The organism is Pusillimonas sp. (genome assembly GCF_044464525.1).
GTDB lineage: Bacteria > Pseudomonadota > Gammaproteobacteria > Burkholderiales > Burkholderiaceae_B > Pusillimonas.
The window spans coordinates 1-20614 of record NZ_JBIQLE010000033.1 but is presented as its reverse complement, the minus strand read 5'-3'; the positions used below and the strand labels follow the sequence as shown (position 1 = coordinate 20614).

The following is a 20614-nucleotide window of genomic DNA, read 5'->3' as shown; positions in this document are numbered from 1 at the left end:
GTTCAAAGGAAGAATCCATGGAACAATTTCACGCCACCACCATCCTGTGTGTTCGCCGCGGCAATGAAGTCGCCATCGGCGGCGACGGACAGGTAACTTTAGGCAACATCGTTTTCAAAGGCACGGCGCGCAAAATCCGCCGTCTGTATCACGACAAAGTGCTGGCCGGCTTTGCCGGCGCCACCGCCGACGCCTTCACGCTGCAAGAGCGCTTCGAGGCCAAGCTTGAAAAGCACCAAGGCAACCTGATGCGCGCCGCCGTTGAGCTTACCCGAGACTGGCGCACCGACCGCGTGCTGCGCCGGCTCGAAGCCATGCTTATCGTGGCCGACCGCGAACATTCTTTAGTGCTAACCGGCAACGGCGACGTGCTCGAACCCGAGCACGGCCTGGCCGCCATCGGTTCGGGCGGCGCCTATGCGCAAGCAGCCGCCCTGGCGCTGGTGCAGCACACCGAACTGCCCCCGGCAGAGGTCGTGAAGAAGGCGCTTGAGATCGCGGGCGACCTGTGCATCTACACGAACCAGAACCACGTCATTGAAACGCTTTAACACCGCCGGCTCGCGTGCGGCCGGCGAAGCTTACCGTGCCCGCGCAGCCCGCCCAGCTTGGGCTGCCGTGCCGGGCCAGCTCAGTGCCCGGCCAGGTTCGAGGGCAAACAACGCCCTTGCGCCAAGGCATATATAAAGCCCCCTGGCAATAAACGCCCCCTGCCACGCCAAGCAGCAAACCCCTTAATTTCGAAGACCATATATGTCCGCCACAAATATGACTCCCGGAGAAATCGTCTCCGAACTCGACAAGCACATCGTCGGCCAGAATCGGGCCAAGAAGTCGGTTGCGGTCGCACTGCGCAACCGCTGGCGCCGCCAGCAGGTGGCCGAGCCCCTGCGCACCGAGATCGTGCCCAAGAATATTCTCATGATCGGCCCCACCGGCGTGGGCAAGACCGAGATTGCGCGCCGCCTGGCCAAGCTGGCCAATGCGCCCTTCATCAAGATCGAGGCCACCAAGTTCACCGAGGTGGGCTATGTGGGCCGCGACGTCGAAACCATCATCCGCGACCTGGTTGAAATCTCCATCAAGCAAACCCGCGAGATCGAGAAGCGCCGCGTGCGCACCCAGGCCGAGGACGCCGCCGAAGACCGCATCCTTGATGCGCTGATTCCGCCGGCCCGCAACTCGCGCGGCGAACCCGAGCGCGAAGAGACCGGTACGCGGCAAACCTTCCGCAAGCGCCTGCGTGAAGGCCGCCTGGACGACACCGAGATCGAGATCGACGTAGCCCAGCCCATGCCCCAGATGGAGATCATGGCTCCGCCCGGCATGGAAGAAATGACAGAACAGCTCAAGGGCATGTTCGCCGGCCTGGGCCGAGACAAAACCAAGACCCGCAAGATGACGGTGAAAGAAGCCTTCAAACTGCTGGTCGAAGAAGAAGCCTCGCGCCGCGTCAATGAAGAAGACCTGCGCACCGTGGCCGTAAACAACGTCGAGCAGAACGGCATCGTGTTCCTGGACGAGATTGACAAGATCACCAACCGGCAGGACGCAAGCGGCGGCGGAGGCGAAGTATCGCGCCAAGGCGTGCAGCGCGACCTGCTGCCGCTAGTCGAAGGCACCTCTGTCAACACCAAGTATGGAGTCGTAAAAACTGACCACATCTTGTTCATTGCATCGGGCGCGTTCCACCTTGCCAAGCCGTCTGACCTGATCCCCGAACTTCAGGGCCGCTTCCCCATTCGTGTGGAACTAGACTCGTTAACAGCCGACGACTTCGTGCGCATCTTGTGCGACACCGACGCCTCGCTAACCAAGCAGTACAGCGCTCTGCTGGGAACAGAAGACGTCACGCTGGATTTCACCGATGAAGGCATACGGCGTCTGGCCGAGCTGGCCTTCGAGGTAAACGAGCGCACCGAAAACATTGGCGCCCGACGCTTATACACGGTAATGGAAAAGCTGCTTGAAGACCTTTCGTTCAGCGCCACCGCCAGCAGTGCCCAGACCGTTACCATCGACGCCGGCTACGTTAACGACAAGCTCGAAGAAGCCGCCAACAGCGAAGACCTGGCCAGGTATGTGCTTTGACATCCTTTCCCTCCATCTTGCTGATGCTCGCCGCCCAAGTGGCGGCAAGGAAGAGGATTCCCACCGTGTTCAGCCGACACAAACTGACTCACCTCGGCGAAACACATTCGGCGTTATCATGAAGACAAGCAACCTAGGAGTTCAGCATGTCTTATAGCCAAACCAGCCTGGCGCCGGCGGTACTTGCCGGCCTTATCGGCGTGGCGGCCTGCGTGGCGCCGGCCCACGCGCAAGAAGCGCAATCTTCGGGCGAAGTGCGGCGCGTCAACGCCGCCGAAGGCAAAGTCACCATCAAGCACGGTGCAATATCCGCGCTTGACCTGCCGGCAATGTCGCTGGTGTACCGGGCCGACCCCACCTTACTGCAGGGCATACAGCCCGGTGACAAGATTACCTTCACCGCCAAGCGCGAAGGCGACCGCTATGTGGTCACCAAAATCTCCAAGTAGGGCTAGAACATAATTCTTGCCCAACCGCCTATGCCTTGGTCGCGCAGACCATGGCCGTACGAGCCCATATAAGCAAAGCCCACGTTGCTTGCCTTGCCAACCCGCGCATCCAGCCCCAGGCGCAGCGACCACGACTGCCGCGCAGGGCTCAGGCCTTGCGAGGTGAAAAGGGCTTGCGCAGAGCTATCGCGAAACGCCTGGGTAGACTTGGCCTGGTCAAAGCCCACATGCTGCCAAGCAAGCTGGGCATAGATTTTCCCTTCGCCAACGCCAGTGGTCGTGCGCCCATTAGAAGCGGCAGCCCCTGCCCCGACGGCGGCTTCCGCCCGCAACCCCAAGGTGGAAACCCAACCCGCCATCGAGCCGGGCTCAACCCTCAAGGCCGCCGGCCCGCCGCTTTCGGTGAAACCGTCCGCCCCCGTGCGCACCCACGCCAGGCGCATAAAGGGCGCAGCGGCGAACCGACGCGTATCCACCGAAAAATTTAATGGCCAAGCCGCCTCGCCAAACACCTGTGTGGTGTGGCCGTTATACCGGGCCGAAACGGCATCGCGCCATGGGCCGGCCTGCAGGAAGCGGCTGGTTCTGATGCGATGCAAAGACCGCGCCGCACCCAAAACCATGCGCCAACCTGCCACATGGCCGGCCAGGTGCAGGCCCGCATGCGTGGTTGCGATATCTGCGTCGGCCGCACCGTTTGCCCGCCTCAAGCGGCTGTCTTGCGCGCCCAGAAAAGCGCCCATCTTCCAGTAAGTGTTCACCGCGGCTGCAATACCCAGCACTACGCCGTTCAAGCGCCGTGTATCGCCAGGCACACCTGCCTTGCCGTCCCGCTCTTGGTCGGAATAGAACAACTCGACCCACGGCGTCAAAGACGACGACGCAGAGGGCGCGCCGCTGGGTGACGCCATGTTCGACGCCGGCATGTTGATCATCTCGATGGATTGATTCAACACCGCTTCACGCAAGAAGCGACTGTCGCCCCATATACTGGAAAGCACTGAAGCGTTCCAGCTTCCCGTCAGTTGCTGCAAGGCCTGGCGGGCGCTGTCGCGGTCCAGCACCACGATCTCGTCATAAATGGCAGGCTCTTTCGGGTCTTCGGCACCCCCGGCGACCTCGAGTTCGTCGTCGGCGTCTTCATCCGCTCCGACCACTACAGGCTCGCCCTTGTCAGGGGCGTCGTCGTCGATGACCCGTCCCACTTCCTCTTCGTCCGGCGTCTCGCCCACATCTTCCACGGGCGTCTGGTTACGCTTCAGCGTCAGGGTGACCGTATCGGCACTGTAACTCAGGCTGGGCGTCAGGAACGCCAGATCGGACGATACCGAGGCGAACTCCGTGCCCTCGAAGCCGCCCTGCGCGCCGAGTATGGCAAAAGATGTATCCGCATCCCAGATACCGTCTTGCGCCAGTATGTCGACCTTGCCATCGAGCAAGGCCTTGCCTCCGACCCATACGTAATCCGACTCGCCGGTCGGCGCGGCCTCTACCTCGAACCGGCTGCCAGGCTCGAAGCGCAAATCTCCCATTACCGCCAACGTTTCGATATCGGGGGGCGGTTGGCCCAAAACGGCCACCGTATTTCCCGGCGCGAGCGTGCCGCCGCTTTGAATTCGGGCCGATGCCACAGAGCCCGTACCCTGCAAGCGCGCGCCCGCCCCCACCAAGGCCGAGCCGAAGAAAAGCTCGTTGATCGCCAGAGCGCCTTCCATCACCCGCGCCTGGCCGCTATAGCCCATGGCGTCGCCGCTAATATCCAGCACACCCCCGCCCAGCTTCACAAAGGGCAAGCCGCCCTGCAACAACCCCGCATGCGTCGCCGTACCGTCTTCCACCCGCCAGGCCATCGCATCTTCGAGGCCAACCGGCAGCACAACCGGCGTGTATAAATCCGCCGGAACCGCCTGGGACACATCTGTGCTTCTTAGCGTTAAAGCCCTTGGCACCAAGGTGCCCGGCGAATACTCAAGCGACGTGCCTTGGCCGGCTTCGATAAAACCCCACACGCCAAACACCTGCGGCCCGTCCACGTGCAGGCCGCCTTGCAGCAACTGCGTACCGCCTTGGTAGGAAGCGGCGCCAGACAGCCGCAGCGTGCCCGCACCCAGCTTGTACAGCCCATTGCGCGAGCCCGGCGCCGGCGCGATCGAACCGCTTATATGAGCCTGCACCCCCGGCGCCACATCGATATAAGCCGGCGCGGCCACCATGTGGTCCCGGCCAGACTCCCAGCCCGGCGTGTCGATGCGCAGGGCGCCGCTGCCATCAAACACAAAGGGCGCAGACTCTGCCTGCGCCCCCTGCCCCATAAGCAATGCCAAACCCGCCGCCGACAACTTCAGCCAATGTCGCCATCGCAGCGTCTGCCGCAACACCGGCGATGTTCGGCGCCTTTGAATGCTTTCCGCTCCCGCCGCCACCGAGCCCATGCCGCCACCCGGCTCACTTTGTTCATACCACAACGCTTCTTGATGACGCTTCGTAAATTGCCATGCCATGTATATCTCTCCTTGAAATACAGGTGCTAAAGCCCAACGAACGACATAAAAAAATGGCCCAGGAAAAACCAGGACCACATGTTGCAAGTACTTTCCGCATAGGCTCAAAGTGCCCATGCGGGGGCAAGTATAGGCATGAATGACATATTTAGACAAATTTATTATTAATTTTTAATATTTTTGTGTGCTATCTGAAGCTTTTGTAGCTCAACAATCGACTCTTAAAAGCAGTGAGCGTCGGCACATCCACCCGGAGGTGCTGAACGGGGATGCTTCTGCAACCTGGCGGCCGTCCAACAGAGTGCAGAAGACCGGAGCCCATCAGCCTCGAACTGCAGAAGTTCATCGGGTGCATGATTCGGCGCCTGTCGGCACCCAGCAATAAATCAGCCTCAATCAGGCCCGCCGGCCGGGCGTTGCCAGGCGACGCGCGCGTCTGCGCTGCCGGGGCCGGCCACCTTCATTTGCTGCGTCTGGGTCTTGCCTTCATATGTGGCGCGCACGGTGTAAGAACCGGGCGGCAGGTCGACCAGCAAGAACGGGCCTGCCGAAGGCAGTGTCAATACCGTCTTGCCTTGCTCATCGGCGATTTCCACGCGCACTTCCGCCACATAGGGCGTTGAGCCATCGTCGCCGGTGGCGGCAAACGTAAGCGCCAGCGGGTAGCGCGCCTTGGCGTCCTTGAAGGCCGCCGCCGCATCCGAGCCGAAGCCGCCGGTTACGTACTGCACACCCTGCGCCGTTTCCACCGGCGGTAGCTGCGCGTGGGCCGCAGCCATCAGGCCGGCGCCCGCCAGCAACAGCGAGGCCAGCGCCAAGCGGCGTACCGTTGGCTTGGCCGCCAAGAAAAACACAGGCCAAGACGACTCCGCATTCCGATATTGTTCATTCTTCATGGCTTTCTCCTGTCTTGTTCACACCAACCGACGCCTTGGGCGCATGCGACCTGCATCCGCCATAGTTTGTGTCAGTAGCTCAACAATCAATTCTTGAGGCTGTGAGCGACGGCACCTCCATACAATGGTGCTAAGCGGGGATGCTTCCGCGACTTGCAACAAAGTTAATCAGCACACCACATGCCCAGTGTGGACTTTCGTCACCAGGAAGGTGTATTTTATGAAAACAGAAATCATCGTCATCGGCGCTGGTGCGCATGCGAAAGTTTGCGTCGAGCTGCTCCGGGCAATGGGCGAACAAGTGGCCTATTGTGTCGGAAAGAGCGACAGCCCAAACTCGTGCGTGGGCGTTCCGGTACTAACGGGCGATGAACATCTAGCCACCTTGCGTTCAGAAGGCTATTCCAGATTGTTCGTCGCCATCGCCTTGAATAGTCTAAGGGCCCAGTTGGCAGAGTCCGGCATCGAGCATGGCTACGAGCTGACGAACGCCGTGAGCCCCACCGCCGTAATTTCGCCCAGTGTAAAACTAGGGCGCGGCATTGCGGTAATGCCAAATGCGGTCATCAACGCCGAAGCAAAAATTGACGACCTTGCAATTATCAACACCGGCGCCACGATAGATCACGACTGCCATATCGGCCGTGCCGTTCATATCGCCCCCCAATGCGCGCTCGCCGGCAATGTCACTGTCGGCGAATACAGCTTTTTGGGCGTCGGCGCCAAAGCAATCCCCGATATACGTATCGGTAAGCACGCAACGATAGGGGCAGGCGGCGTCGTCATCCGTCATATCAATGACGGCGTAACAGCGGTGGGCGTGCCCGCGCGGGTTCTGGCTAAATAACTCGTCATGGCCTCTTTCAAGCCTTAGCGGGCCGTCTTGGCCTCAATCCGCAGCGCCTTTTTATCTATTTTCCCCACCCCGGTACGCGGCAGCGAATCAACCAGGCGAATCTGCGAAGGCCATTTGTACTTGACGAGGCGCTGCGACAAAAAGTCGGCCAACTCCTCTTCACTTACGCCCGGCTCGGCAATAACATGCGCCACCAGCACCTCGCCCCGATAGGCGTCAGGCACGCCTATTACCGCCGCCTCGCGCACACGCGGATGATGGAACAAGGCCTCTTCAATCTCGCGCGGGTAGACGTTATAGCCGCTGACAATCACCATGTCCTTCTTGCGATCGCTGATCGTCAGGTAGCCGTTGGCGTCCAGCCAGCCGATGTCGCCGGTGTACAGCCAGCCGTCGCGCAGGGCCTCGGCCGTTTCCTGGGGTCGGCCGTAGTAGCCTGTCATCAGTTGCGGTCCGCGCACGCGGATTTCGCCGACCTCGCCCTGAGGCAGCACCGTAACGCCGTCGGCGACGTCAACGATTTGCACCTCGGTTTCAGGAACGACCACACCGGTAGTGCCGGCCTTGCGCACGCCGTTCAAGGGGTTGAAGGCGATAACCGGCCCGGCTTCCGTCTGGCCGTAGCCTTCACATACCGGGCAGCCGGTGGCGGCCTCCCAGCGGCGCAGCGTTTCTTCGGGCAAGGCAGCCGAACCGGAAGCACACAGTCGCAAAGCGCTTAAGTCGGCCTGGGCAAAGCCCTCGTAACCCAGCAAACTGGTAAAGATGGTGGGGCTGCCCAGCATCAGGGTAATACGCTGGGCGGCCAAGGTTTCCACCACCGTGTCGGGCCTGTAGCGCGGCAAGATCACCAAAGTACTGCGCGCATATACCGCAAGGTACAAGCCCATGCCCATGGAATAGGAATGGAATAACGGCGTAATCGCCAGCACGCGCTCTTGCTCTGGGCGAGTAGGCAGCAAGGCCTCGCGCTGGCTGATGTTTGAGGCTACAGCGCTATGCAACAGGCTGACACCCTTGGGCACGCCCGTGGTGCCGCCCGTGTACTGCAACATCGCTGGTGAGTTGGAGTCGGGCAATGGCAAGGAGTCGGCCAGCTCGGGGTGATCGCGCCAGCGCAGCAGCCGCCCGGTACGCAAGCCCGGATGACGGCCGTGGCGCGCGCCGCCGTCTGCGCCCGACCCGGGCGTGTCGTCGTTCCCCACGCAGTAAAGCAACGTAAACCCCTCGGCCACCTGCTCGACCACCGACTGCACGGCCTCGTCATAGATAATGCCGCGCGCCTGGGCGCTTTCCAGCACCTGGCGCAACTCGCTGGCCGTATAGGCCGAGTTCATCGGCACCACCTGCGCCCCCGCCGCCTGCACACCGAAAATGGCAATGGCCACGTCGATGGAGTTGGCCATTAACACCACCACCCGTTCGCCCGGCCCCAGGCCCGCCTCGCGCAGCTCTGCCGCCAGGCCGCTTACGCAGGCCGCATACTGCAGATAGCCAAGCTGCTCGTCGCCGCACACCAGCGCCACGTGATCGGGCGCGCGGCGCGCAGCGTCTTCCAGCATATGCACCACCGTGGGCCACACATGCGGCATAGGGTAATTTACCTGGCTCATGCGCCCTGCACCTTCACAACCACTGCCATGGCCGAGTCGCCCGCCGCGCAGCCCACAAACAAGCCGTAGCCGCCGCCGATAATGACCAGTTCCTCGATAAGCTCGATAACCCCGCGTATGCCCATGGGCGCCTGCGGATGCCCCCAGACCAAAGAGCAGCCGAAGCGGTTCATCTTGCCCGCATCAATGCCCAGCTCTTTGGACATGACCAGATCGTTAACAATAAACGGATTATGGGTTTTGACGGCGGCCAGATCGCTTGCCTTAAGGCCCGCTGCATCAAGCGCCCTGCGTGCCGCGGGCGCCGGCGCGGCCGGCATAAAGCCCGCCTTCACCCGAGCCTGCCCAAAAGACACCAGCCGAATATCAATCTTTGGGTCACGAGAAAGCTCGGCCGCCTTCTGGGGCGTTGTTACCACCATGCCCGCATTGCCGTCGGCCGGATGCGTCTGCCCGCCAAAGGTGACCGTGCCGCCTTCCATCACAGGCTTGAGCTTGGCCAGCCCCTCTGCCGACGTGGGGAAAATACCCTCGTCGCCCTGCAACACGCTTTGTTCCCGCCGGAAGCGCGCATCGGGCACGCTGAAGGGAAGATCCATAAAGCGCTTCAAGAACGCGCTATCGTCCTTAAGCGCCTCTTCATACTGCTGGTAGCGCACCAGCGTAAGCTCATTTTGCTGCTGCGTGGTCACACCATGTTCCGCCGCCACATTCTCGGCGGTCTTCAACATATTGGTGCCCGTGTTGGGATCACAATTGAAATTATCCAGCACCCAGTTCTCGTGCTCGCCGGTGCCGCCGGTGCCGCCGGGGCCGTCAGGGGCGGGGTAATAGATGTGCGGGCCGTTCGACACCCGGTCGGCCGCCACCGCCAGCGCCGCCGAGGCATCACCCTCGCGGATAGTGGAGGCCACCGATTGCAGCAGCCTGACGCCAGTGGCGCAGGCTTGGCTGATGGTGGGCCCGGTAAGGCTCTCGGACCCCAATTGCGCCGCAAGCCAAGGCAAGCCGTAAAACGCACCCTTCTGGGGCACCGACATACCCAGCGCGGCATGATCGAACATGCTTACGCTTAGATTACGCCGCTGCAACGCATCACGCGCCACGTGCGCCGCGAACTTAAGACTATGCAAGTGCGCAAAACTGCCCTGCCAGCGCACAAAAGGGGTGGACCAATAGGCCCCATAAGGGATGGCGATTTCTGTCATGGTGCTCCTTCCGTTGTGTCTTTATGCCTAAACCGGCAACTTGGCCGAAGCAACCATAGTATTGCGATGCATCAAATTTTTCTATAGCAAGTAGCTATCAAACACCTTGCGCGTTTACTCAAGGGCCCCGCCCAAAGCCAAAGACGCTCGCAATGTATCGTTGATTCGAGTTTGCCAGCCGTCGCCGCTGGCCCGCAGTGCGGCAAGCACATCTGCATCCAGGCGAATTTTGACAGCCTCTTTCGTAACAGCCTGCTTGCTGCCTAAGGGACGCCCACGTCGTCGCGCCGCAATCTGATCGGGCGTATGCACGTGAGCAAAATTTCCGGCTTTAGCCTCGACCAGCGAATCACGCAAGCCTGGCAAAGCTTGCCCCGCATCGGCCTCGATCGCCGCAGCTACTTTGTCTATATCAAGCGTCCTCAAGGTTTTCATGATTTCCTCCGCGCGTGTCTGATGTCTTGGATTGACGCAGTTTCGTGCGCAGCCTTTACATACACCATAATCAGTAATATCACGGCTTCAGCCTGCTTCCGGAATGAAAGAGTTTCCACGACAGTTCTAAGCAATTAATTGTACCCCCAAACAAATAAAAGAACAACGATAAACGCTGCATCTTCCCAGAGTACAAAAACTATTGCTTCCTGAAGCAAAGTTGAGGCATAAAGGTCTACATCAACATCTACGCATACAAATCGACTTTTCGATAGTCGGCGGACACAACCTCCGCAGGCCCAGTACCATCCTGGGGCCTACCCATCTACTTAGTTAAAGACGGCAGCCACGAGGCCACTTCCGGCACGAAGATGATAAGGACGACCAGGCCCATCGACATCAACATGTAAGGGATGACCGATTTGAATATTGTGGTTAAGGGAATGTCAGGCGCCACGCCTTTCATTACGTATACCAGCAGCCCAAACGGCGGCGACATCAGGCCAATTTCAATGGCCACCAGCATCATGATGCCCAATGCGATGGGGTCTTGGCCGACGCCAAGCGCCAGCGGCACAAAAAACGGCACCGTCAGAAGCATCATGCTGATCTGTTCCATGACGCAGCCCAGCAAAAGCAAGATCACCGCAAACAGGAACATCATTTCGATGCGAGAAAGCTCGAGCGAGACCATGTATTGCATCAAGCCGCCCCCGGCGCCCGAGATCGACAAGATCTGGGAAAAGGTGGTGGAGGCTGACACGATGAACATGATCATCGCGGTAAGCTTTGCGGTTTCCAGAAGACATTTCACAAATATCTTCAGTGTTAGGCGACGGTAGCAAATAGCCGCCACCAAGGAAGCCATGGCGCCCAGGGCTGCAGATTCGGTGGGTGTCGCCCAGCCAAACAGTATGCCGCCCACGACGCAGAAGAAAATACCGAAAAGGGGCAGTACTTTGATGACCAGGTCGCCAATGCGCTCTAGAAAGCTTTCTTCCACCAGTTCGGCATCGTCCGAGGGTGCTATGGTGGGGTCGACGATGCCTCGGAAAATGACATAGCCAAGATAGGCAGCAGCCAGCAACAAGCCGGGAATGATTCCGCCCACCAGCAAGGCGCCGATGGAAATGCCCCCCAGGCTGCCCAGCACCACCGCCAGGGTAGATGGCGGTATCAGCATGGCAATACCACCCACGCCAATAATGGGCCCAAGGGCAAAAGACACCCGGTAGCCCCGCTTGCGCATCTCGGGAAGCAGCGTGCTGCCAAGCATGGCAGTGTTGGCCACCGTGGAGCCGGATAGCGTCGCGAACATCGACCCGCCCACAATGGCGACGATGTTCAGCCTGCCCGGAATACGGTGTATGAGCCGCTCGATAACTTGCACCACTTGCTGCGCCAAGCCGGTATGGAACAGCACTTCGCCCATCAGTACGAACAGCGGGATGGGTATCAGCGCAAAGCTTCCGACCCCGGTGACCAGGTTATGAGAAAGCTGTACAACCCCGCTGCCGCCGCCCAAGAACAAATAAGCGCCGATCAGGTTGATCATGTACAGCGCCATGGCAACCGGCGCCGCCAGGACCATGAAGAATATAAGGCCACCCAACAGCAGAACCAGATACAGCACCCAATCCATCATGATTCCCCAATCGAAGCTGAAGCAATGTTCTGCGGCGGCTGGCCAGACACGAAATGACGAGCGAATTCAACTGCCAGAAGCGCCATGATGACCGGCGCCACTGATAGCACCCACCATTCGGGGAACACCACACTCTTGAAGACAATGTTGCCGGCCCGATACGACGCCAGGGCGTCGGCGATTCCGCCGATACTGATGATGACGCAAGTGGCAAACCCCAAGAGGTCAACCAGCTTCGAGACCACCACGGCGTGGCGTTCAGACAGCAGCCTGATGAACGCGTCCATTTTTACGTGGGCCCCTTCGCGCATGGCCCAGGGGACAGCGGCCATTACCGACACATAGAACAAGTATTCCGTTACCTCAAGCACCCACGATAAAGAGTGATGGAAAAGGTTTCGCCGTATCAAATCGAATGCTATTAAGCAGGCAATAGCGAACATGAGGAAGCCGGCGAACAGGCCCAAGAAATCAAGAACAGAATCGTATATTTTTACAATGGCTCGCATTACTGATGTTCCTATTGAATACGTACTCCCGCCGAAGCTCTGGCCGAGCCTTGGGGCAAAGCAAACGCTTCAACCCAAGGCTTGCCCAGCCTTCGTGAACCACCTGTCTTCAATCAATCAGCTCATGTACTCGCGCAGCTTGGCCGCGTTCTGCGGAGCCATCTTCTCGATTTCTTCCCAGCCACTCTCGTAAGCGGTGTCCAGGAAGACTTTCGAATCGGCATCACTAAGCTGTATTGCCTGTATACCGGCCTCGGCCTGCTTGTCTTTTGAAGCCTGGTTGGTTTTGGCCTCGGTGCTGTCAAGCCAGGTTTCCACCCAATCGGCAGCTTCCTGCAAGACCGCCCGCTGCTCGTCCGACAAACCCTTCCAGCGATTCAGGTTGACAAGAATTTCATTAGGGGCCGTGTAGAAACCCGGGTCCACCCGCTTGGCGGTAACGGGGAACAGCCCCAGCTCGTCGACACCCTGGATAGGCCAGCCGAAACCATCTACCACGCCCCTTTCCATGGCCGTGTAGATTTCAGAACCCTGCGTTTGAACCAGCGTGGCACCCAGGGCTGTGAAGAAAGCGCGGTAGTTGGGGGAAATTCGCAGGCGCAAACCGGTCAGGTCGGGCTTATCGAAGCTTTCGACGTTTTTATTGAAGTAGATGTGGAAAGGAATGGTTCCCTTGCCCCGGCCAAGCCAGTGGGAATTCATCTTGGCATTCATGATTTCGTTCATGAAATCGTATCCGCCGTTCTGCTTCAGCTCGGCAAAGGTAACGCGCTGCAGCTTGATAGTTGCCGATTCGGGCATCAAATTGCTGTAGTAGCCAGAGTTCGTATTCAACATGTCGAACACGCCGTTCTTCACAGCCTGCCCCATATCGAACACGTTCATTATCTGGGCGCCGCCGCCAAGATAGTTGATCTGGATGATGCCTTTACCGGTTTCATTGACCCGTTCCACAAAGCGCTCGAATTCCCTCGAGAACGCCGTGCCTTGGGTCCATGCGCTTACCGCCCTGATCCGCAGCTCTTGCGAACGCGCAATGCTGGGAAAAGCCAGTGCCGAAGTGCCGGCAGCGATGGTCTTGATGGCAGTGCGCCTATTGACGTTGAACTTACTCATTATTGTCTCCGAGAATAATAGTTACACCCGCAACGCCCTCTGAGCCGTTACCAGAGCGTTGCCATCGGGTGGGCCACAACAACTTTTCACCGAAAGGCCGAATTGCTTTTATATTGCTAACCGCGGGCCTTGACGCGAATCAGATAAAGAATCAAATAATCAAACCAAATCAAACTAATTCAATGGCCCGGTTGGGCTGTTTTACGATTGTCGGCATGGTCGTAGCCGGCGGAGTCAGGCGACTGCGAAGGCATTTGATCTGCCCATCGATCATCACCATGCTTACACCCGGCAGGTCGCCCAGCCGCACGCTTTCAAGCAGCGTTTTGCCTTCGCCGTTCATGGGCTTATCCATGAAGACGAAATCAGCCACGCGCCCGGGCTCGATCAAGCCGCAATCAAGCTCGCGGACCCTGGCCGTGTTTCCGGTGGCAAAGCAAAACACGATTTCGGGCGCAACATCGGCCAGGCTCGCCAACAGAGAGATCGTGCGCAGAATGCCCAAAGGCTGAGCGCCCGAACCCGTGGGCGCGTCGGTGCCCAAAATAACGCGGTGCAAACAGCTAAGTTCATGAGCGTGGCGAGCCGTAAGAATCGCGATTCTTTCGTTGCCGTTGTGAACGATCTCGAGCGCCTTGTCGCTACGCTCGCAAAGTTCGCACACCTGCTTGTACGGCAAGGAAGTATGGCCGCCGTTCACATGCCCGATCACATCGGCATCGGCCTCCAGCACCACGTCTTTGTCGATCAGCCCCGAACCGGGAATGGATTCTCCGCCTGTATGGATGGTGGTTTGTATTCCGTACTTCCGGCACCACTCGACCATCTGCCGGGCTTCGTATCCGGCCTTCACCGAACCCAGGCCGATTTCCCCGATCATGTTCACGCCTGCCGCAGCAAGGTCGCGAAAATCTTCCTCGACCATGCCTTTTTCGACAATGGGCGCGCCGGCATGCACCTTCACCCCGCTGGGACGAAAGTTCTTGAAGCCCTTTTGCGAGGTAATGGCCAAGGCCTTCACGCCTTCGATATCGGTGGGGCGACCCGGATAATGCAGTTCGCCCGCCGAGATCATGGTGGTGACCCCGCCGTTAAGGCAGGAATCGATCCATCCGATCTGGTTCTGCCTGGGGGTGAAGTCGCCGGCCACCGGATGAACGTGCGAATCGATCAGGCCCGGGGCCAGTGTGGTGCTATTACAGTCGATGACAAAATCGGCACTGTCAACGTCGAAATCCTTTTCAGTTCCTACCGCGACGATTCGCCCATCCTTGACGAAAACCGCGTCAGCATCGGAAATGGGATTTTCAATATCGCCCGTAAGAAGGGTGCCGATGTTCTTGATAACGACTGTCTGTTTCACAGGTTCGTTATTACTGGTAAACAACATAAAAATACCCCAGTGTTTTAAACCGCTGTTCAGGCTCACAGCATCCAGATATGGCCGCGAAACTTGCGGCCACGACACTACGCCGGAATGCTGGACAGCAACCTGTCCACTTCCGAACGCACCTCTTCCCACCTGAAGTTGCCCAGTGCCCGAGCACGGCACACGTGACGCGGGCCGTTGTAGAACATCTCGTACTGTGTGTGCCGGCTGGCAAACTCAGAGCCGATAAGGTCCCACGCCAGGCGCATCAGCTTGTACTTCTCCATGCTTTCCCCAATATCTTCAGACATCGAGAACTTCGTGTAGATGTCTTTGGTAACCGGGTTGTCCAGGAACCCCGCATCGGCGGGCAACTGGAAGTAATGGCTGCCCATCAACTGGCGGCAGTGGTTGATGAACTCGGGGTAGTACTCCATGGTGTAGGCCATGGTGGCGTACAAGGCCTGGCGGTCTTGCGCCACGTAGCCGCCCTCCCACTGCTCGGGGTTTGCCGTCTCGGCCATTACCATGGCGTCGACCATGGCCACCCGGGTCGCCAACAGGCCCAGCATGTCTCGAACCGCCGGAATGTCGATGATCTGGTTGGTGACCAGAACACGCTCGATAACACCCAACAGAAGACGCAGCTTTTCCAGATGGCGGATATGGGCCTGAACGTTGCCCAGCACGTGGGCGGGCGTGTCGTTGAAAATAGCCTTGGCCGCATCGGTGTGGTTGTGCGCGAACACGCGGTCCCAGGGCACCAGCACGTTATCGCAATACACCACCGCATCGGTCTCGTCGAAATTCACAGCCAGCGGGTTGTCGATTTCGGCTTGGCCCTGGCGCTCGAACGCACCCCGGGAAATAAGGGTAAGACCCTTGGTATCGACAGGCACCGCGCAAGCGACGGCATAGGCTTCCTGCCCTTTGGCAAGCGGCTGATAGTTGCCGAACAGAATCTCGTCCGCCAAAATAGCGCCCGTTGCCAGGATCTTGAAGCCCGAGATGACCACGCCTTCTTCGGTTTCCTCGACAACACGCAAGGCCGCATTTTGCGCCCAGGCCGAGCTAGGCGCCGACTTGTCCGAGGTGACCTTGTTCGGGTCGGCGCTTTTTGCGCCGGCCGGCGTCACCACCGCATAGGCGATATACAGGTCGTTCTCGCGAGCATATTGGTAGTACTTTTCGATGTTCTGAACATACCTGGGGCCCAGGCGCTCGAACACGCTGGGCATGCACGACATGCCTGTGATCCAGCCTGCCACGTGGTCTGGAGACCTTCCGAACAGACCGTACGAACACCGCGCCCAATTCAGATGCAGCGCATTGCGCTTTTCCAGGTCGGCGGTCGACTTGGGGCGCAGCCACATGGCGTTGTAATCGCGGCCATCTGTTTCGTCGCGAAACGTAAGTACATCTTTGTTCTCGGGTTTGCACACCTCGTCATACATGTCTGCCACCACCAGAGCGGCCTTCTTGTATGCAGGATGCCGGGTTACGTCTTCCACCCGCTCCGAACCTATGTAGATGTTGGCGCTGCGGCTGGCGATCTTCTCTAGATATTGCTGTCCGGTTCTCAACTCAGTGCTCCTGAACTACTTGAATAATTAGAAAAGCGAAGTAGGCGAAAAATGCGCTACCTGGTGGCTTACAACGCCGCCACCGCCTGAAACTCGATCATCAGCCCAGGGTCGGCAAAGTGGTTCACCTCGACGATGGTGCTGGTGGGAAGGTCTTCTTTGAAGAACTCCATTCGAGCCGCAACAATCTTCTTGAATTCACGGATGTCAGACGTGTAGACAACCAGCGAAACGATGTCTTTAAGGCTGGCGCCCGCTTCTTTCAGCACCGTTTCCATATTGCGAATGCACTGGCGGGTTTGCTCTTCCATGTCGCCGGGAGCCACCAGTTGGCCGCTCTCGTCGCGAGACAGTTGCCCCGACAAGAAAATGAGCGATTTCGGGTTGTCGATGCGAATGAAGTGGTTATAGATATTGCTGCGTACGTTCTTCAGGTTGCCCGGGTTGCCACGAGTAATGGTTGACATAAATCCCCCTTGAATCTACTAACGAATTTGGTTGACTAAATCGAGCTTCAGCTCGTCGATACTGCACGTAACCGTGTCCCCACTCTTAAGGAACAAAGCTTCAGAGTTTGGTTGGCCCACCGCCACGCCCCCTGGGGCGCCGGTTGAAAACATATCGCCCGGGTTCAATGGAACCAGTCGCGAAAAGTGCGCAAGAATTTTCGTGATCTTCCAGATCTGCTCGCTGGTATTGACCCGCATTCTTTCTTCGCCGTTCACGCTGCAGCTAACCCAGAGGTTGTATGGGTCTTTGATTTCGGCCATGCTGACTATGCATGGGCCCAAGGGACCGAAACCGGGTGCGTTCTTGGCGGTCCAGAAACGGGTGCCGCTTTGCACCTCTTTAAGCTGGGTTTCGCGGCAGGTAAGGTCGTTCAGCAGCGTAATGCCCAGCACGTGGCTTAGCGCTGCCTCTTCGGTGATGTTCATGCCGCCCTTGCCCAGCACAAATACAAGCTCGGGCTCGTAATCCAGCTGCGTAACGCTTTCAGGCTTGCTTATTTTGGCGCCGTGCCCCACCAGGCTGTCGTTGATCTTCACAAAGCCGGTGGGCTCGGTGGGCAGTTCCTTGATCAGGTTGGTGCGCTTCAGCTCTTCCAAATGGGTGGCGTAGTTCTTGCCCACACACAGCAGCTTGTTGCGGTACGAAATAGGCGGCTCGTAGCTGACGCTGTCGGCATCCAATGCCTTCACCAGCGACAGCGCGGCTGCATTGCCGGAAAGCTCTTTGTAGTATTTCTCGTAGCGCTGCACATTGTTAAAAATGTGCTCTACAATACCGCCCCAACGCGCTTCCACGCCTGATGTATCAAAGCTTTCGCCGGATAAGGCGCGCTCTACGTCTGCTATGGGGTACAGCTTGCCATTGCAGGCGAACGCCAGATCAGAACTGTTGGAAACCGGGTGGGTGTAACGTACTATTTTCATTGCCTACTCTCGTTATTGCGGTTTATTACGCGCATGCGGACATGCTTTTGGTTAAAGGGCCGTTGCCGGCAATTTCGCGGTATCCGCCTCGATAGAAAAGCAGCGGGTTCGATTCGGGCTCGGCGGTAAACTTCAGCACCCGGCCCAGCAAGATTGCGTGGTCCCCGGCATCAACCGTAGAAAAGTGCTCGCACTCGAAGGTGGCCAGCATGTGCTCCAGCACCGGCGCCTGGTACTCATTCAAGTAAAAATCAACATCGGCCCATTTATCGGTGTGCGCCCGCGCAAACTTGCTCGACAGCTGATGCTGGTTTTTCTTCAGCAAATTAATGGTGAAGTGCCGCGCATTCAGAAGGTCGCTGTAGCTGGCGATGTTTTTAGACAGGTTTACAGAAACCAACGGTGGGTCTAGCGATACCGAAGTAAATGAGTTCACCGTAATTCCCACCTTCAATCCTTCGGCATTGACAGCAGTAACCACTGCCACCCCGGTGGGGAACAGACCCAACGCATTGCGGAATTCCTTGGGCGTAAAGCTCATTTCTATGTTCCTAATAATCGTCGTTGCTATTTGCCTTTCGGCTTGCCGTGAATGGTGGCCAGGTAGCGCTGCAAGGTAAGCGCCTCGCGGCTGCTGTTGATAAGGCGCTCGATAATCGGCGCCAGCGTCTCTAGCTCTTCAGGCGTCAGCACACCGAACTGCACGTTGTTCACTTGCGAACGCACCCCCTGGATGTCGTCCAGCATCTTCTTGGAACGATCGGTAAGCGCCAGGCGAACCACGCGCTGGTCGTTCTCGTCTTTGGTCTTGACCAACAAGCCTTTGCGCTCGAGCATTCCCACCTCGGCCGTGATATACGATCCGCTTAGGTGAAGGTGCTCGGCCACGTCCTTAACCCGGGGCGCCTCATCATCAGAAAAATGCTTGATGTACAGCAGCACGCTGTACTGAGGCCCGCTAAGGCCGACCATGGCGGCGTAGCCATCACGAATTGACGTATGCACCGCCAAGAAGGGAAGCAGCGCGTTAACTAAACGCAGCCGTTGCTGTTCGCCCTGGACGGCGGGTGACAAATTCGTATCGGAAGAAATGTTCATAAAGTTACCGTTGCAAGTTACGTGTTAATAATACCTTTGTTCCAAAGCTATTTATACAAGCTTTTGGTAGGGGTTTTCCCGGGCTCAGGGTAACAAAGTCCCTTGGCCGAGGTGCTGAATGTGAATTATTGGGGCTGTATGTACTGGCGGGCGTCAACGGCGCCGGCAAAAGTTCAATCGGCGGGCATTTACTTACCCAAGCCGGCCTTACTTGGTACAACCCAGATGATTTTGCCAGGGCATTGGCGACCAGCTACGGGTTCACTCAAGAGCAAGCCAACATAGAAGCCTGGCAAGAGGGAGTGCGCCGCCTGCGTCAAGCCATAGCCACGCACCGCTCTTTCGCATTCGAGACAACGCTGGGCGGACAAAGCATCACGCAGTACCTGCTGCAAGCGTGCGATACGCATGACGTCATGATTCGGTATTGCGGGCTGCGCGACCCGCAGCTTCACCTTGATCGCATCAGGCTGCGTGTTCAAAATGGCGGGCATGACATCCCCGAGGCGAAGGTGCGGCAACGCTGGGGTTCTTCCTTAAGAAACTTGATTGTCCTGATGCCGTCCTTAGCGTGCTTGCGCGTATACGATAACAGTACCCAGTTTGAACAAGGGCAGGCAATAGGCGAGCCGAAATTGCTCTTGCAGATGCGGGCGGCCAAGCGCCTTCATCCTGCAACGCTCGCAGACGCTGCCGATACACCGGAATGGGCCAAGCCCGCGCTTGAAGCGGCATTTGAATTAGATTCCGGCCAGAGCTAAAAAACGCCCTGCGCAGGGTGTGGCGGCCGGGGCTGTATCCGACCGGAGGCGCTGTATCCGCCGACCGGTCTGTCTGGCCTACCGTTCTACAAACACCTCTTCCAGCGCACTGGCATCAAGTAGGTTCAACGCCCAGGCTTCAAGCTGTTCCGACGAGGCCTTATCGAGGCGCTGCTGTATAGAGCTGGGCAGCGGGCCAAACCGATGCGTGAGCAAATTGCGCACTATGGCTGCCTGGCCCTCGTGCAGCCCTTCTTTGAGCCCTTCCATCTTCCACTGATGCGTCCAGGAGCGCGAATGTTCGGTGAGCATGTCTTTGATCTCCAGCAAATCGTCGAACTTGGGAATATCGACATCGGGTAATGCCCGGGGCAGCAGCACGTGGTTCGTCCAGGCCGCGAATGCTCGGCGCAATATAGGGTCGGCCTTGGTGTAGTTATACACTTTCTGAATCAAATTTTGTACATCCTGAATGCCGCCGTTGTGTTCCAGGCGAAACAGCATTGCGGCCAGGTTGTCGTCGGGCAATTTACCCGCGTGGACAAGCGCACCTTCGTCCAGAAACACGTATTGCAAATGCGGCACATAGCCATGCAAGGCCGCGGGCACGGCGCTGATCAAGTCCGACACATCGAGCGCTGCAGTCCAGCGCGGAACGCCGCTATATATGACCATGGGCAATACCGCCGGAAGCGGCTGATTGCGCTTGATAAGCTTGCGCGCCAGCAATGCCTCATACAGCAGTCCAAGATACGTCAATATCCGTAGCGCCATATAAAAGTCGATTCTTGACTGATGTTCAATCATCAACAGCAGGAACAAATCGCTGCCATCGAGCCGACGCAACCGCCAGACGATATCGCCTTGGCGCTGCCGCAGTTCGTCGCTGATGTAATCAGTGGGCAACGCCTGCAAACTGCTCCAGTCGAAAAGGTCTAGCCAAGGCGCATCGACAATGCCCTGAAACAACGCCCGCACGACAGCGGGATTGCTGAACAGCAGGCGGTAGCTGGCATCATGTTTATTCACGCATCTGCTCCAAGTGTGAACG

20 protein-coding genes are annotated in these 20614 nt (G+C 58.3%); 5 read left to right on the top strand and 15 right to left on the bottom strand.

All coding sequences use genetic code 11. From position 1 onward, the window contains the following. Positions 1–17: 17 nt before the first annotated feature. The 3 genes from hslV (at position 18) to ACIY1O_RS14910 (ending at position 2540) form a co-directional block, all read left to right on the top strand. Positions 18–551 (top strand): ATP-dependent protease subunit HslV, encoded by a 534-nt coding sequence (gene hslV, locus ACIY1O_RS14920; protein WP_397475890.1) that lies wholly within the window; start codon positions 18–20, stop codon positions 549–551. A 202-nt stretch (positions 552–753) separates the two neighbouring features. Next, on the top strand, positions 754–2091 hold the full coding sequence (gene hslU, locus ACIY1O_RS14915) for an ATP-dependent protease ATPase subunit HslU (RefSeq protein ID WP_397475889.1): 1338 nt from the start codon (positions 754–756) through the stop codon (positions 2089–2091). 146 nt (positions 2092–2237) lie between these two features. Beyond that, positions 2238–2540 (top strand): copper-binding protein, encoded by a 303-nt coding sequence (locus tag ACIY1O_RS14910; protein WP_397475888.1) that lies wholly within the window; start codon positions 2238–2240, stop codon positions 2538–2540. A gap of 2 nt (positions 2541–2542) precedes the next feature. Here the strand turns inward: ACIY1O_RS14910 and ACIY1O_RS14905 are convergent, their stop codons facing one another. Then, positions 2543–5041: an autotransporter outer membrane beta-barrel domain-containing protein gene (locus tag ACIY1O_RS14905; RefSeq protein WP_397475887.1), complete on the bottom strand. Its 2499-nt coding sequence runs from the start codon at positions 5039–5041 to the stop codon at positions 2543–2545. 392 nt (positions 5042–5433) lie between these two features. After that, complete coding sequence (locus ACIY1O_RS14900) at positions 5434–5937, bottom strand: carboxypeptidase-like regulatory domain-containing protein (RefSeq protein ID WP_397475886.1); 504 nt, start codon at positions 5935–5937, stop codon at positions 5434–5436. A 220-nt stretch (positions 5938–6157) separates the two neighbouring features. Here ACIY1O_RS14900 and ACIY1O_RS14895 point away from each other — a divergent pair, with 220 nt between their 5' ends. Then, complete coding sequence (locus ACIY1O_RS14895) at positions 6158–6784, top strand: acetyltransferase (RefSeq protein ID WP_397475885.1); 627 nt, start codon at positions 6158–6160, stop codon at positions 6782–6784. 23 nt (positions 6785–6807) lie between these two features. On the opposite strand, the gene ACIY1O_RS14890 is transcribed toward ACIY1O_RS14895, so the two are convergent. The 12 genes from ACIY1O_RS14890 to ACIY1O_RS14835 form a co-directional block, all read right to left on the bottom strand. Further along, positions 6808–8406, bottom strand: a complete 1599-nt coding sequence (locus ACIY1O_RS14890; protein WP_397475884.1) for a long-chain-fatty-acid--CoA ligase — start codon at positions 8404–8406, stop codon at positions 6808–6810. Continuing rightward, positions 8403–9614 (bottom strand): thiolase family protein, encoded by a 1212-nt coding sequence (locus tag ACIY1O_RS14885; protein WP_397475883.1) that lies wholly within the window; start codon positions 9612–9614, stop codon positions 8403–8405. The genes ACIY1O_RS14890 and ACIY1O_RS14885 overlap by 4 nt, the downstream gene beginning before the upstream one ends. 114 nt (positions 9615–9728) lie before the next feature. Continuing rightward, positions 9729–10049: a BrnA antitoxin family protein gene (locus ACIY1O_RS14880; RefSeq protein WP_397475882.1), complete on the bottom strand. Its 321-nt coding sequence runs from the start codon at positions 10047–10049 to the stop codon at positions 9729–9731. Positions 10050–10374: 325 nt separating this feature from the next. Then, the gene (locus tag ACIY1O_RS14875) at positions 10375–11694 is read right to left on the bottom strand and encodes a TRAP transporter large permease (RefSeq protein WP_397475881.1); all 1320 of its coding nucleotides are present in this window, start codon (positions 11692–11694) and stop codon (positions 10375–10377) included. Continuing rightward, complete coding sequence (locus ACIY1O_RS14870; protein WP_397475880.1) at positions 11691–12203, bottom strand: TRAP transporter small permease; 513 nt, start codon at positions 12201–12203, stop codon at positions 11691–11693. Before ACIY1O_RS14870 ends, ACIY1O_RS14875 begins: the two co-directional genes overlap by 4 nt. 117 nt (positions 12204–12320) lie before the next feature. Next, entirely contained in the window at positions 12321–13319 is a 999-nt protein-coding gene (gene dctP, locus ACIY1O_RS14865) for a TRAP transporter substrate-binding protein DctP (RefSeq protein ID WP_397475879.1), read from the bottom strand. Positions 13320–13488: 169 nt separating this feature from the next. Then, positions 13489–14709 (bottom strand): amidohydrolase family protein, encoded by a 1221-nt coding sequence (locus ACIY1O_RS14860; RefSeq protein WP_397475878.1) that lies wholly within the window; start codon positions 14707–14709, stop codon positions 13489–13491. 77 nt (positions 14710–14786) lie between these two features. Then, the gene (locus ACIY1O_RS14855) at positions 14787–16271 is read right to left on the bottom strand and encodes a 4-hydroxyphenylacetate 3-hydroxylase family protein (protein WP_397475877.1); all 1485 of its coding nucleotides are present in this window, start codon (positions 16269–16271) and stop codon (positions 14787–14789) included. Between the two features lie 68 nt (positions 16272–16339). Next, positions 16340–16738 (bottom strand): RidA family protein, encoded by a 399-nt coding sequence (locus ACIY1O_RS14850; protein WP_397475876.1) that lies wholly within the window; start codon positions 16736–16738, stop codon positions 16340–16342. Between the two features lie 18 nt (positions 16739–16756). Then, the gene (locus tag ACIY1O_RS14845) at positions 16757–17704 is read right to left on the bottom strand and encodes a fumarylacetoacetate hydrolase family protein (RefSeq protein ID WP_397475875.1); all 948 of its coding nucleotides are present in this window, start codon (positions 17702–17704) and stop codon (positions 16757–16759) included. A gap of 25 nt (positions 17705–17729) precedes the next feature. Next, positions 17730–18245, bottom strand: a complete 516-nt coding sequence (locus ACIY1O_RS14840; RefSeq protein WP_397475874.1) for a flavin reductase family protein — start codon at positions 18243–18245, stop codon at positions 17730–17732. Positions 18246–18271: 26 nt separating this feature from the next. Continuing rightward, on the bottom strand, positions 18272–18802 hold the full coding sequence (locus tag ACIY1O_RS14835) for a MarR family winged helix-turn-helix transcriptional regulator (protein WP_397475873.1): 531 nt from the start codon (positions 18800–18802) through the stop codon (positions 18272–18274). A gap of 128 nt (positions 18803–18930) precedes the next feature. Between ACIY1O_RS14835 and ACIY1O_RS14830 the strand changes: the two genes are divergently transcribed. After that, on the top strand, positions 18931–19563 hold the full coding sequence (locus ACIY1O_RS14830; RefSeq protein WP_397475872.1) for an ATPase: 633 nt from the start codon (positions 18931–18933) through the stop codon (positions 19561–19563). A 78-nt stretch (positions 19564–19641) separates the two neighbouring features. Here ACIY1O_RS14830 and ACIY1O_RS14825 read toward each other — a convergent pair whose 3' ends face one another. Then, entirely contained in the window at positions 19642–20592 is a 951-nt protein-coding gene (locus ACIY1O_RS14825) for an Rpn family recombination-promoting nuclease/putative transposase (protein WP_397475871.1), read from the bottom strand. Positions 20593–20614 lie beyond the last annotated feature (22 nt).